The organism is Paenibacillus sp. FSL H8-0034, from assembly GCF_038000305.1.
In the GTDB taxonomy this organism is placed as follows: Bacteria; Bacillota; Bacilli; order Paenibacillales; family NBRC-103111; genus Paenibacillus_S.
The window spans coordinates 3,261,153-3,273,452 of sequence record NZ_JBBOBS010000001.1 but is presented as its reverse complement, the minus strand read 5'-3'; the positions used below and the strand labels follow the sequence as shown (position 1 = coordinate 3,273,452).

Genomic DNA, 12,300 nt, shown 5'->3' with positions numbered 1-12,300 from the left:
ATGACAAATTTTTTTTGAGTCATTAATAGACATACTAAAGAATAACAACCGCTGAATTCGCTGTATATTATCCTGTCGCTGGACAATTGTGATTGAGGAGGTCCTGTTCATCCATGCAAATAAAAGCCGGAATCAACTGGCTGCAGTCTATCCTGCCTATACTGATCGGAACAGCGGTATACGCCTTCGGCCTGCACTATTTTATTATACCCAATCGCTTAATGGAAGGTGGAATAACCGGAGTTGCCTTGCTTATCAACTATATTTTCCATGTCCCATTATCCATAACGACTTTAGTCATCAATATTCCTTTGTTTATAGCGGCATGGAAAATTTTTGGAAGAGAATCCATGATTTATACGATTACCGGAACATTATCGCTTACTTTTTTTTTATGGGTGATGGAGCGGCTAATTGTTAGTGGTTGGATCGTGCCTTTTCGAACGGAGCAGGATTACTTTCTCGTCACGGCCTACGCCGGACTCACGCTTGGGGTTGGTTTGGGCATTGTCTTTCGTTATGGAGGAACAACCGGGGGAACCGATATTATAGCGAGAATCGTTCAAAAATGGAAAGGCTGGAGTATCGGGCAGATCATTCTGCTTTTTGATGCCATTGTGATTGGTTCTGCCTTCTTTTTTATTCCCAAGGAACAAATCTTGTATACTTTTGTAGCTGTATTTATTACCAGCAAGGTGATTGATATCGTTATAGAAGGTGCATATGCTGCTCATGCATTTACGATTATTTCCGACCATGCCGACCAACTGGTCAGCATCATCACATCGCAAACAGATCGGGGAGCCACTTTAATCCCTGCATATGGTGGCTATTCCAAGACACCGAAAAACATGGTTTACTGTGTCGTCTATCGACAAGAAATGAAAAGGCTCAAAGACTTGATCCGTACCGTCGACCCTCGTGCTTTTATTATTATCAACGAGGTACATGACGTACTTGGAGAAGGCTTTAAGCCCGAATAACTCAATCATCAGCAGCTTTGTTCACAACCACAAGTCCATTGTCTTTCTTGGACAGTCTCCAGGCTGCAAACGCCAAAACAGCCAATATCACGGCTCCCAGCACCAGCTTCCAAATAATTGGATTTTGGTCATCTATAATAGGCAAGTAGGCCGTTGCGTCTTTTTTCAGAAACAATACATCAATCGTATTACGCAGGGTAGGCAATACGTTCAGTACTTGTTTGTAGGGCTCCTGCTCAGAACGAACCTGATCGGTTACGAACAAGACCATGGAATCCAGCTTCTCTATCTCTGTCGGGTCTCGACTAATGAGCAGACTGGGATGAATGATGGCAATGTGCTGACGAAAAGCATTAGCCGCTTGAACCAGCTCAGGCTTTTTCTGATCTTGTGAAGCCTGCTCCATCTGCTTGAGATCGCTCATCAGCGGATTGTAGTATTGAAGCCACATCGGTTCATTAGCGTGCGTCAAAGCATCGGTAGCCAGGCGAATCGTCGCAACAGATACTTGTCCTTCAGCGGGGGACAAATTGACCGCATTAAAGGTCCGCTTTGCCTGTGTAATCGTTTCTGTCAGCGCATTTAATCCTTCTAACGTTGTAATTCCCTCGTAGCGGATTAGCGGAATCTGTTCGCTCAGAAGCTGAAGAGCAGCTCGTCCACCAGCCAAATCTCCTTGCATGACCCTCTTGTACATGTCATCAGCAGTTTGATTAAGCACCTCTAGCTTTTGCAATTGATCCTTCGCAGGTTTGGGTGTGAGTGCCTGATCCGTGGGCAGCTGTGTCTGGGAACAGGCCGTCAACAATTGAACACCCAGCAATAGGATCATTGCCAGGGAGCCTGCTCTCCCTTTTTTCATAAACCACATTGAACATCCCTCCCTTAGAGTTTTGCTACTGCAAAACTTGCCTCGTAAGCGCTACTGAGTTTTGCTTCAGCAAAGCTTACCTCGTAAGCTTCATATATCCTCAAGGTATGGGGGGATGTCCATATTTAGACCTGTCTTTTTTCCATCAATCTGCGAATTTTCATTAGAACCCAGGCAAGTATGATACTCACAAAGCTAAGCTGGACTGTAAATGCAGCTACGATAGGAATATCATCGTCCAAGGAAGCTGGCAGCCATGGAAACACGCCTACCGTATAATCCATATAATCGTTCCAAAGTGTCCAGAGTGCTGCGACAATGATGGCATTAACCCGATATGTGTATAAACGCATATATAAAATAGCTTCTGCAGCCATTCCCAAATGGGACAAGGTTAGCATCCAATCCTGCCAATTCACGGAATCTCCCTGATACACCCCTGCCCAGATCATACTTACCGCCCATACCCCATATTTAAATGAAGTAATAAGAGCAAGTGCTTCAATCAGACTGCGAAACCAGCTTCTTTTCGGACTCTCACTGCGATTCTTATAAGAATCAATCAGCAGGTACGTGATCACACCAGTAAAAAAAAGACTTGCCGTTGGACTATCCGGAACAAATGGCAAGTATACAGAAGACATCGTTTGTGCGGTATAGACGAGCTGATTCCAGTACCATTGGTAACCATAAATCGTACCCAGGAAGTTTACCCAAAATAAGCTCCAGAGCATAAATCTACTGGACAGAAAAGCTTTTGATACATAGGTTCGAATCGACATACTTAACAATGGGGCCCCTCCTGCATGAATTATACTATCAGAAATTTTGAAAAAAGACCTGACCATGCTGCTGACGGTCAGGTCTTGGAAATATTAGGATTTTTGTTTACTTAGCCATTCCGCTAATTTAGTGATGTCTGCTTCCGTGAGGCCTTTTTTGATATTATCATCATATTGTGCACCCATGTTGCCAACACCTTTTTTAATAATTCCCAAAATTGCTTCCTGATTGTGCTTGTCTCCTACACCACGAAGTGCGGGGATACCGGAAGCAGGAATTCCTTTGAGCTCAGCACCGTGACAAGTTACACACGTCGCCTTCTTGTAGATCTCTGCTCCTGGATCATCTGCTGCTACAATAGCAACAGCTGTTGCCGTTTTCTTCGTGCTTGGAGCAGGAAGACCTGCACTTTTGGCTGCGTGCATTTCTTCTTCACGTTTGATGTGCTCAGGAATAATATTTTTTTCCTTCAATTCGTGCTCATAATGAGTCCATGATACGACTGTTAGATACGTACATGCTACCAAAGTTAGTACCATTAAAGTTGAAGCAATCGGACGTCTGTAAAAGCGTCTTTCTTTACCAGTGTCCAGAAAAGGAGCAACAATCAATCCGCCGAACAGTATGCCCGGAACGATAACTGTACCGAACACAACGAATTGATCAGATGTATACGGGTACTTCAACAATTGGTACATGAATAAGAAATACCAGTCGGGCATTGGAATAAACTGGGTATTGGTTGGATCTGCCGGATAGCCAAGTGGTGCTGCCTCCGTCATAACCAATACCAATATTCCTACCAAAACAACGACCGCAACCATCCATTCCTTCAGAAGAAAGTTTGGAATAAACACTTCCGATTTTCCCGGATAAGCGGAAAAGTCGGGTTGCGGCAAACGTGAAGTCTTAGCGCGTACTCGTGAATCACCTACATAAACAATTTTCTCGTCAGAATTGTGACCATGTGCCACTTTTCACACCTCCTTCTATAACGGACCGGAAATTCCTTGCTTACGAATCATAAAGAAATGTCCTGCCAATAGGGCAAGCAATGCACCTGGCAAGAAGAACACGTGAAGTGCAAAGAAACGGGTTAATGTTTGCGCACCAACAATTTCTCCACCTTGCAGGAATGTTTTGACGTAATCACCGATATATGGTGCGGAAGCGGCGATTTTGATACCTACCTGTGTAGCAAAGTAAGCTTTGTTATCCCAAGGCAGCAGGTAACCTGTGAAACCAAGGCCCAGCATAACCAGGAATATCATCATGCCCACTACCCAGTTCATTTCGCGAGGTGCCTTATAGGAACCTGTAAAAAATACGCGAAGAGTATGTAAAAACATCATGACGATAACAAGACTTGCCCCCCAGTGATGCATACCCCGTACAATAACGCCAAAAGCGACTTTGTGTTGGAGGTAGTCAACGCTGGCATACGCATTGATAATATCTGGAACATAATACATGGTTAAGAACATACCGGACAGGATTTGAATAACTGTGATAAAAAACGTCAATCCACCGAAGCAATAGACGAATGCAGAAAAGTGATGCGCCGGATTTACGTGCTCCGGTACCTCATGGTCGGCCACATCTCTCCACATCGGCGTGATATCCAGACGCTCATCAATCCAGTTATACATATTTTTAAACATCTGATGCTACGCCTCCTTATTGTACCCTTTTGTTCGGACCAAGCTGGCCTACGTAAACAAAGCCGTTTTCCGTTTTTAGCGCATACTGGTCAAGCGGCAATGGGGCAACAGCAAGGTTCTTACCGTCTGCCGTGTAGTGCGCGCCATGGCAAGGACAGTAGTACTGATCCTTATAGGCCGGATTGGAATTCCAGTCAACCGTACAACCCAAGTGCTTACAGGTTGGATTTAATGCGAAAATGTTACCAGCCTTGTCTTTGGAAATCCAGGCTTCAAGTTCCGGATCACTTTCCCACCAACCGTCGACCTGATGGACTTTGAATTTGAAAGATGCTGGTGTTTCTGTAATCTTTGCAGCCTCTACTACCTTTACCCAAGCGGCTTCCGTCTTTGGTTGAAGGACAGGATCGACAGCAAAACGAAGCATAGGAACGATCATTCCAGCGCCCATGAATGCTCCGGCTCCACCAAGGGTATAAGAAAGAAATTGTCTGCGAGACATCTCGCGACGCTTGACCGCCGAACCACCTTGGTGATGCCCATCCTGATTATTGTGCTCACTCACTCGTGTTCTACCTCCTTTTGCAACTATATCATGTCGTTCGACATTACTTTACAACACATACTAGGACATTATTAATAATAGCTTACGAGTCAAGGTGCGTCAAGAATTTTGCCTGCATTTTCAGACCCCTAAAGCTTGTCCTTACAATAACTTTTAACGAATTTGTCACATCTCGTCACACAATTGAAATCGAACACTGCATACATAGAATTAACAAAATTGCCACTGATCATACACAAATTATTATTGATTCTTGCCAGCCCACAAAAGCATCAGTTGTTCCGCTATTCGTTTCTTCTCCGCGGGGAGTGATTCCGTTAATAAATCGGGCGTCAGCGTGAACACGAGATCCGCATTGGACTTTGTCAATACGTCAGCAAGCTCTGCTTTGGCACTCACTACAATGACAAAAGCAAATCCATTTGTTTTGAGCTGTGCGCAGACCGCGTTCACCTGCTCCAGCCCACTATCTTCATTAATATAATGCAGTGCCGGGTACGTCAGGACCCTGCCCTTGTAGGGAATTTCGAACAAATCCAGGGCATCCCTCAAATCCTCTAATGCGCAGGTTGCCTCCCATGGCTGCTCTACTCCTTTAATTCCCGTAACTGGCAGCAGGCACGTATCCACGTATGGACGCAAATCTTCCCATGTTTTCTCGTTGACATCACTGAATTTCATTTGGTTCCTCCTAAAAGTTTTCCGCAGGAAAACTATCATCGTAAGCATTTGCTGGGTTTTCTGTCAGAATACTGACTTCGTAATCACGCACATTGTTCCAGTTTAACATAGAAAAAGAGACATATGAATAAAATTCACATGTCTTTAACCGGTTGCCATCGATTAGGCCCTAAGGGGCAGTGTTATTATCCAAGCGCATAGAGCGATTTTAGTTCTGTGGTGAGAGTCAGGAAGGTTTCTTCATCCCCTTTAGCCAAAGCTAAATCAATCTCTTTGTACAAATGTTGCTCCTTATATTTGCGGATGGATTCGTCCAGCACCATCTCGGCAAACAAGCCCAGCATCTTATCGTTGGAAATATTCATTTTACCCATAGAACCTACCTCCAAACTGGGTCGCTTCAGATTTGTATCGAGAATACTAAGGTTTCACCTGCAAACGGTATTCATTGCCTCTGATCACGTAGCTTTCCATCGTACGCTGCATACGAAGCAGGTCAGCCTCTGCAAGCTCGCGTACTACCTTGGCGGGCGAGCCAAGCGATAGCGTACGGGATGGAATGTGCTTATTCTCGGTGACCAACGATCCCGCCCCTACTAAAGCATATTCATCAATCACCGCGCCGTTAAGTACAATAGCCCCCATACCAATTAATGTGCCTTTACCTATGCTGCAGCCATGGATGATTGCTGCATGTCCGACCGAGACTTCTTCCCCGATCAGCAATGGCTGGTCAACATTCACATGTCCGATACAGCCATCCTGAATGTTGCTTTTGCGTCCGATCCGGATCGGGGCCAAATCGCCGCGAAGAACCGTGTTGAACCAAATCGTGGCTTCTGCCTCAATGATGACATCTCCAATGATTTGAACACCTTCTGCCAGAAATGCAGTTGGATGCACCTGAGGGGAAATTCCGTTATAACTATGCAACATTTGCGTTCACTCCTCTGATCTATCGATATGGGAGTGATTTTAGCAAGCACACTATGGCTTGTCAAATGGCAGTGCAAGCAAATCCTCGTTGGCTTTGTAAATTCCTTGGATGACACTTCTCCCAAGCTTGGTTAATTGAATGACAGCGCCATGCTCATGATGCTCTCCAATCCGAATCAAGCCCAGATGCATCTGCATTTGCAAGATCCGCTGTTCAAAAATAGATTCCGCCGAGTCGTAATAAAAAGGGCGGATCAACGGGAGCAGCGCAATTTTCAAGGAATCTACGGTCACCCAGGTCGAGACCAGCGTCTCCAGCCAATGCATGATTGACTGTACATTTGGAATAGCTCCTTTATACAGCCTCAGCCAAAATCGATACACCTGCAGTAAGTCCTCATGGTGATCACTCTGGACCTCATCGAGACCTTTGGCAGTCAAAGCCAGCATCTGATTGTGCTCCGTTATCCATTCCTTGTAATAGCAATAGTCGTAAATAAACGAAAACCGGTTTGGATACTCTTTAAACATGCGGCCATATCCAAATCGCCAGGCAGTTTTACCAACAGGCTCTTCCTTAACCGACAAGCGATCCAATATCTGTTGCAAATGTCGTTTGTACATATAATGGTCAGCAGAGAGAATCACTTCCTGATCTCGCACAAAGCTGAGAAAGTTGCGGATATCATCAATGATAAGCCTCTGCTCATCCCGGTATACACCAGGCTCGTCCGTTACCTGAATGTGCTGCTGAAACTGCTTGGCCAAGGCTGCGCTAAATCTTTGTTTCAAATCGGCGGGGACCTGAAATACATACCGGGTATCCCTGGAATGACCATTAAATAACCAACCCTGCTGCTTAAAGCGAGTAATCATTTCACGTGGATTCCATGCATCCTCTCCATCCTTCACGAAACGGCTCTGCTGAACCCGTGCCACCAGCTCCTCGATACTGAAAGTGCCGCGCTTGTCAAAAATCAACGAATTCAAAAAGCGGATACCCTCAATCGATAGATCGGTTACCTGACGTTCAAAAACATCTTTACGGCTGACGGTGGCAAGAATGGATTGGATCAGCTCATTTTTGGAATGTCCGTTACAGCTGCAATTATAGGTGCCCGCGATCCGACTTAGATCGTGTATATCGGCGTAGCTTAACATGTCCGCTAAATTCATCGTGAGTACCTCCGATAATGGCTTACTACCATTATTGGAAAAAACACCATATTTAAACGTGAAAGATTAAATTTTTATAGCCTGCAGCATTAGGTTATACAGCAAAAAAACTGCCGAGTCAGCTCAGCAGTCCCTATCTCTACATATTATTTCATTTATTCAAGTGAGCGGTACAGTTCAATAAGTGACAATTCCACACCGCATCTGCCGTGAGCTCAATCACGGTGATAGAGGTGTTGCTTAAATGAGAGGCTACCGGCTCGCCCATAATCCGCTCCAGCACCGGTGCTATGTAGCCTCCATGACTAACAACCAGAACTCGTTTCCCACGCTGTGCTTGCTCCAGATCAGCAAAAAATGAAGACCATCTTTCCAATAAGGCCTCATCTGATTCAAGCCCCAGCTCCTGCTCTCTCCAGCTTTCACCAAATCGTGAAATCCGATCCTCTAAAGTGGTCCCTTCCAGCTGTCCAAAATGCCTTTCTCTCAGACGAGCGTCTTCACCAAGGAAAGGAACCCCTGTTATATTAGAGATCGTGTGCGCCGTTTGCCTGGCCCTGATCAAGTCACTGGACATGATGCCATCCCACAGCTCAGATTTCAGTCGATGCGCCAAAAGCTCTGCTTGTTCAATACCGACGGCTGCAAGCTCTGTATCCATTTGTCCCTGCATCCTGCCCGCAATATTCCATTCTGTCGTCCCATGACGAATCAATCCTACTGTAATCAATGTAGATTCCACTCTCTTTCTATTCCGATTATATAAATATATAAAAGAGCCCCTAAGGGGCTCAGCTTCAAACTACGATTTGGTTCTGGAAAACCAGTTCATCGTCAATAACGTACAAGTCAGTCCCAGAAGCGATAAGAAAAGCAGATAATCCTTGTAAGTATGAATCGGACCTACCTGGTACATGAACGGTTCACTAAAACCCTTTAGGCTTGCAACTGCCGAAGGCATTGTACGTACATTCATGGATTCCGCCTTACCGCCTGCCACTACAACAGGATCACTCATTCTGCCTATAACAGAAGAATCACTTGTTAATGCTACTGTATCTCCACTTGGCTGATTATTTATGGAGTAGACAAATGAGAAAATGAACAATGCGAGGCAAATCGCGATCATAGCTGTCAGGTTACGGCGCACCTTGAACGAAAATGCATACATTTTGCCAGTGACAGGGACTCTCCATGATTCATCCTTGTAGATACGATCCATAACACTGCGTGAAATTGGAGTAGAATTAGCATACGGTTCTCCCATTTCGGCAGCACATTGAATCAGATCCGTACTCTCTTGCCATATTTGAAACTCAGCAGCACAGCTCTCGCAATGCTTGATATGTTCGTCAACTTTGCCTCTTATGGGATCATTCGCTGGCAAATCCCAGTAAGCACCGAGTAACTCTTGAATTTCTTCACATTTCATCATCGTTTCATCCCTTCATACTCCTCAAAGACTGGGTCAAGAAAGTAAGGTTCCAATTGAAGTTTGACACTCGCCCTTGCCCTGAACAGTAAGGATTTGACCGAACTTACGGTTTGACCGAGGATATTCGCAATCTCCTGATAATCCATCTGATCATATTCGCGCATTATGAGTGCTGAACGCTGCTTCTCTGGTAAATTATTAATGGCATCTCGTACCATCGATACTTTCTCATTCCTTAATATACTTACTTCTGGCATCGAATCGGCATCAGCATGAGGCTCAAAACCACCCTGATCCAAAGACACCTTCACATGATTATTTTTACGCAGTTCGCTAAGCACGGTATTTCTAGCAATCGTATACAGCCATGTTGAAAAAGTCGCCTCAATTTCTCGAAATGAGCTTAGGCTGCGATAGGCTTTATAAAAGGTTTCATTGCATAAATCCTCAGCCATCGAATCCATATGCGCGCTCTTTAACATGTGATAGATAAATGCCAAAATTTTACGTTCGTAGCGTCGCATTAATTCGTCGTAAAGTTGTACGTTACCATCCTTGATCTCTCTGATCAACTGGGAATCGGTCATTCAATACGACCCTCCTTGTGATTCCTTGCTACCCCCAGTGATTCTTACTACATTTGACTTTGCGGGAGCAAAAAAGTTGCGCGTTTATTAAAAATATTTACGGTGTAATATATATCATTCGGTAATGATGAGCAAAATTCCTGCTTTTTCGACGATGTACTAAAATATTTCATAAAAAAAACCACCTTTTCAAAAAAAGGTGGTTGCACATAGTGCAATGATTTCGGATAGGAGTGGAGAGAAACCATACTGTACTTTTATTATATGTATACGGTTACAAATTGTCAATAGTTATTTGAAAACGCTTTATAATTTTGTTTGAAGCAAAGAAAAAAAGAATTACACATGAACTGTGTAATTCTCTTGTGTCAATAGCTCGATCGCTCGATCCATATGCTCTTCATCACGGAAGGATAATCGCAAATTGCCAGGGACATCCTCACGGCTTTCGATAATATGAATATTGCTCAGGTTGATTTTGTTATTACCCAGCAGCATCGTAATCTGCCCGATAATCCCGGGGTGATCTGGAACCTCATCCACATAGATTTCAAATACGGATGAAAGCACACCTTTACGACGCTCCGGCAGGCTGCTGCGAAACTCATTGGCTTTACGGAACTCGGCCTCAATCCCTTGTCCATTATCATCCTTTAAGAGTTGAATAAAATGAGCAATTTCTGAGTTCCAATCAACCAGCAGCTTCAACAGCACTTCCCGATTATCGCTTAATATATCCCGCCAAATGATCGGGTCTCCAGATGCAATTCGTGTCAAATCCCTGAAACCGCCAGCCGCCAGGTTCTCATACAAATTATTGGACTGATTATAGCCTGCTATTTGATTAACCAAGGCAACGGCGATAATATGGGGAAGATGGCTAATCGCACCTACGATATCATCATGGAGACTGGAATCGACTTTTATAATATGAGCTCTAGTCCAGCGAAGCAATGCAGCAAGCCTGTCATAAGCCTCCTGGGGCGTTTGCTCCATCGGTGTAAGCACATAAAATGCGTTCTCGTACAAATACAGACTGGCCGCTTCCACTCCTGTCTTCTCGCTGCCTGCCATCGGATGCCCACCGATAAAATAGGCATCTTTAAAATCAAGCCGCTCCGCACACGCGGTAATGGAAGCTTTCGTGCTGCCTGCGTCCGTAATGATACATCCCGGTTTCAGCTTTAAGCGTGACAATTGATTTAAGTAATCTTCCATATTCCCGACAGGAACACATAGAAAAATAAAATCAGCGTCAGTCGCAGCCTCTTCCATCGACACCGTAGCATGATCAACCACACCATGCTTCAAATATTTGTCCACGGACCGTGGATTATTGGAATGGCCGACGACATACAGCTCAGGCTTTCCTTTAAAACAGAGCGCCAGAGAGCCGCCAATCAGGCCCACTCCAAATATAGCAATTTTTATCATTGAAGCTCAAACCCTCCCAAAACCGTCCGCCTACACACCCGCAGTTACTTCATTAAGCGCCAACTGCAGCGCACCGATAAACTTCTCATTTTGTTCCTGGCTTCCAACCGTCACACGAATCATAGTCGGCAGCTGCCAGGTCGGGTCATGACGAATAATAATGCCCTTGCGAAGCAGTGAATCAAATACCTGCGCACCTGAGCGCTGTACATCCACCATCATAAAATTGCCATGTGCAGGATAAAACGGCAGCTTAAGTGCTCTGAACTGCTCAGATAAATATACGATACCTTGAGCATTGGCTTCACGGCAGTCGTTAATAAAGGCTTCATCCTGGATTGCAGCGAGCGCCGCCTTTTGAGCAAATCCGGTCGTATTGAAAGGTTCGCGGACTTGATTGATCGAACGAATCACTTCAGGATGCCCTATACCATAGCCAATGCGCAGGGAGGCAAGTCCATATATTTTGGAGAAAGTACGAAGTACAATAGCATTTTTATATTGATTTATGAGTGCAATGCTATCCGGGTAATCCCCGCTAACATTGTACTCGGCATAAGCCTCATCAAGTACGACCAACACATGAGCAGGTACAGCATTCAGAAAATCAACAACCTCTTGATGAGAATTCATCGTGCCTGTCGGGTTGTTAGGATTGCACAGCCAAATAATTTTGGTGCGTTCGTTAATCCGATCCAGCATCGCTTGCAAATCATGCGTACCATCCTTCAAAGGCACCTCTATACTTACAGCGCCTTCAATCTCGGCATTATGCTTATATTGTGGGAATGTCGGGAACGCCATAATGTTCTCGTCCCCCGGAACCAGATAGGCACGCGCCAGCATTAAAATAATTTCATCGGAGCCCGCTCCAAAAATCACCTGATCGGTTCCCACATTGAAGTGCTTCGCCACAGCAGCCGTTAATTCTACAGCGCCGCCATCCGGATAAATGCTGGTTTGATCAATATTCGCAATGATGGCTTCTTTTGCTTTGGGTGAGCAGCCAAACGGATTCTCATTCGAAGCCAGCTTAATAACTTCGGTTAAACCAAGCTCTCTTTTTACTTCATCCATGGGCTTGCCCGGTTTATAAACAGGAAGATGGACAATATTTTTCTTTGGTTGCACGCAGGTCACTCCATTCAAGAATTGATGTTTCCATTCGTAACCACTATTTTAACTTAT

15 protein-coding genes are annotated in these 12,300 nt (G+C 44.7%); 1 reads left to right on the top strand and 14 read right to left on the bottom strand.

Annotated elements, in window-relative coordinates:
* The first annotated feature begins 113 nt into the window (after window positions 1-113).
* Window positions 114-983 (top strand): YitT family protein, encoded by an 870-nt coding sequence (locus NST47_RS14670; protein WP_341155799.1) that lies wholly within the window; start codon window positions 114-116, stop codon window positions 981-983.
* Window position 984: 1 nt separating this feature from the next.
* On the opposite strand, the gene NST47_RS14665 is transcribed toward NST47_RS14670, so the two are convergent.
* The 14 genes from NST47_RS14665 to hisC all read right to left on the bottom strand — a co-directional run bounded on the left by NST47_RS14665 (window position 985) and on the right by hisC (window position 12,243).
* A complete protein-coding gene (locus NST47_RS14665) occupies window positions 985-1,854 on the bottom strand; it encodes a sporulation protein YpjB (RefSeq protein WP_341155798.1) in 870 nt (289 codons plus the stop codon).
* Between the two features lie 125 nt (window positions 1,855-1,979).
* A complete protein-coding gene (locus NST47_RS14660) occupies window positions 1,980-2,636 on the bottom strand; it encodes a DUF1405 domain-containing protein (protein ID WP_341159673.1) in 657 nt (218 codons plus the stop codon).
* 93 nt (window positions 2,637-2,729) lie between these two features.
* Window positions 2,730-3,611, bottom strand: coding sequence for a c-type cytochrome (locus NST47_RS14655; RefSeq protein ID WP_240413854.1), 882 nt, complete (start codon window positions 3,609-3,611; stop codon window positions 2,730-2,732).
* Between the two features lie 15 nt (window positions 3,612-3,626).
* Window positions 3,627-4,298 (bottom strand): menaquinol-cytochrome c reductase cytochrome b subunit, encoded by a 672-nt coding sequence (gene qcrB / locus NST47_RS14650; RefSeq protein WP_076227549.1) that lies wholly within the window; start codon window positions 4,296-4,298, stop codon window positions 3,627-3,629.
* 16 nt (window positions 4,299-4,314) lie between these two features.
* On the bottom strand, window positions 4,315-4,863 hold the full coding sequence (locus NST47_RS14645; protein WP_076227551.1) for a QcrA and Rieske domain-containing protein: 549 nt from the start codon (window positions 4,861-4,863) through the stop codon (window positions 4,315-4,317).
* A 243-nt stretch (window positions 4,864-5,106) separates the two neighbouring features.
* Window positions 5,107-5,544, bottom strand: a complete 438-nt coding sequence (locus NST47_RS14640; protein ID WP_341155797.1) for a DUF2487 family protein — start codon at window positions 5,542-5,544, stop codon at window positions 5,107-5,109.
* A 185-nt stretch (window positions 5,545-5,729) separates the two neighbouring features.
* Window positions 5,730-5,918: an IDEAL domain-containing protein gene (locus NST47_RS14635; RefSeq protein ID WP_076227555.1), complete on the bottom strand. Its 189-nt coding sequence runs from the start codon at window positions 5,916-5,918 to the stop codon at window positions 5,730-5,732.
* A 46-nt stretch (window positions 5,919-5,964) separates the two neighbouring features.
* The gene (locus tag NST47_RS14630) at window positions 5,965-6,480 is read right to left on the bottom strand and encodes a gamma carbonic anhydrase family protein (RefSeq protein WP_341155796.1); all 516 of its coding nucleotides are present in this window, start codon (window positions 6,478-6,480) and stop codon (window positions 5,965-5,967) included.
* 51 nt (window positions 6,481-6,531) lie between these two features.
* Entirely contained in the window at window positions 6,532-7,656 is a 1,125-nt protein-coding gene (locus tag NST47_RS14625; RefSeq protein WP_341155795.1) for a hypothetical protein, read from the bottom strand.
* A 151-nt stretch (window positions 7,657-7,807) separates the two neighbouring features.
* Window positions 7,808-8,386, bottom strand: a complete 579-nt coding sequence (locus NST47_RS14620; RefSeq protein ID WP_341155794.1) for a histidine phosphatase family protein — start codon at window positions 8,384-8,386, stop codon at window positions 7,808-7,810.
* 72 nt (window positions 8,387-8,458) lie between these two features.
* Complete coding sequence (locus NST47_RS14615) at window positions 8,459-9,088, bottom strand: anti-sigma factor family protein (protein ID WP_341155793.1); 630 nt, start codon at window positions 9,086-9,088, stop codon at window positions 8,459-8,461.
* Window positions 9,088-9,678: an RNA polymerase sigma factor gene (locus NST47_RS14610; protein WP_076227563.1), complete on the bottom strand. Its 591-nt coding sequence runs from the start codon at window positions 9,676-9,678 to the stop codon at window positions 9,088-9,090. The genes NST47_RS14615 and NST47_RS14610 overlap by 1 nt, the downstream gene beginning before the upstream one ends.
* 339 nt (window positions 9,679-10,017) lie before the next feature.
* On the bottom strand, window positions 10,018-11,112 hold the full coding sequence (locus NST47_RS14605; protein ID WP_341155792.1) for a prephenate dehydrogenase: 1,095 nt from the start codon (window positions 11,110-11,112) through the stop codon (window positions 10,018-10,020).
* A 30-nt stretch (window positions 11,113-11,142) separates the two neighbouring features.
* A complete protein-coding gene (hisC, locus tag NST47_RS14600) occupies window positions 11,143-12,243 on the bottom strand; it encodes a histidinol-phosphate transaminase (protein WP_341155791.1) in 1,101 nt (366 codons plus the stop codon).
* Between the last annotated feature and the right edge of the window lie 57 nt (window positions 12,244-12,300).

Coding starts and splice junctions, on each gene's coding strand:
- NST47_RS14625 (WP_341155795.1), bottom strand. CDS start 7,656: ATGAATTTAGCGGACATGTTAAGCTACGCCGATATACACGATCTAAGT.
- NST47_RS14660 (WP_341159673.1), bottom strand. CDS start 2,636: ATGTCGATTCGAACCTATGTATCAAAAGCTTTTCTGTCCAGTAGATTT.
- NST47_RS14605 (WP_341155792.1), bottom strand. CDS start 11,112: ATGATAAAAATTGCTATATTTGGAGTGGGCCTGATTGGCGGCTCTCTG.
- NST47_RS14630 (WP_341155796.1), bottom strand. CDS start 6,480: ATGTTGCATAGTTATAACGGAATTTCCCCTCAGGTGCATCCAACTGCA.
- NST47_RS14670 (WP_341155799.1), top strand. CDS start 114: ATGCAAATAAAAGCCGGAATCAACTGGCTGCAGTCTATCCTGCCTATA.
- NST47_RS14610 (WP_076227563.1), bottom strand. CDS start 9,678: ATGACCGATTCCCAGTTGATCAGAGAGATCAAGGATGGTAACGTACAA.
- qcrB (WP_076227549.1), bottom strand. CDS start 4,298: ATGTTTAAAAATATGTATAACTGGATTGATGAGCGTCTGGATATCACG.
- NST47_RS14640 (WP_341155797.1), bottom strand. CDS start 5,544: ATGAAATTCAGTGATGTCAACGAGAAAACATGGGAAGATTTGCGTCCA.
- NST47_RS14615 (WP_341155793.1), bottom strand. CDS start 9,088: ATGAAATGTGAAGAAATTCAAGAGTTACTCGGTGCTTACTGGGATTTG.
- NST47_RS14635 (WP_076227555.1), bottom strand. CDS start 5,918: ATGGGTAAAATGAATATTTCCAACGATAAGATGCTGGGCTTGTTTGCC.
- NST47_RS14665 (WP_341155798.1), bottom strand. CDS start 1,854: ATGTGGTTTATGAAAAAAGGGAGAGCAGGCTCCCTGGCAATGATCCTA.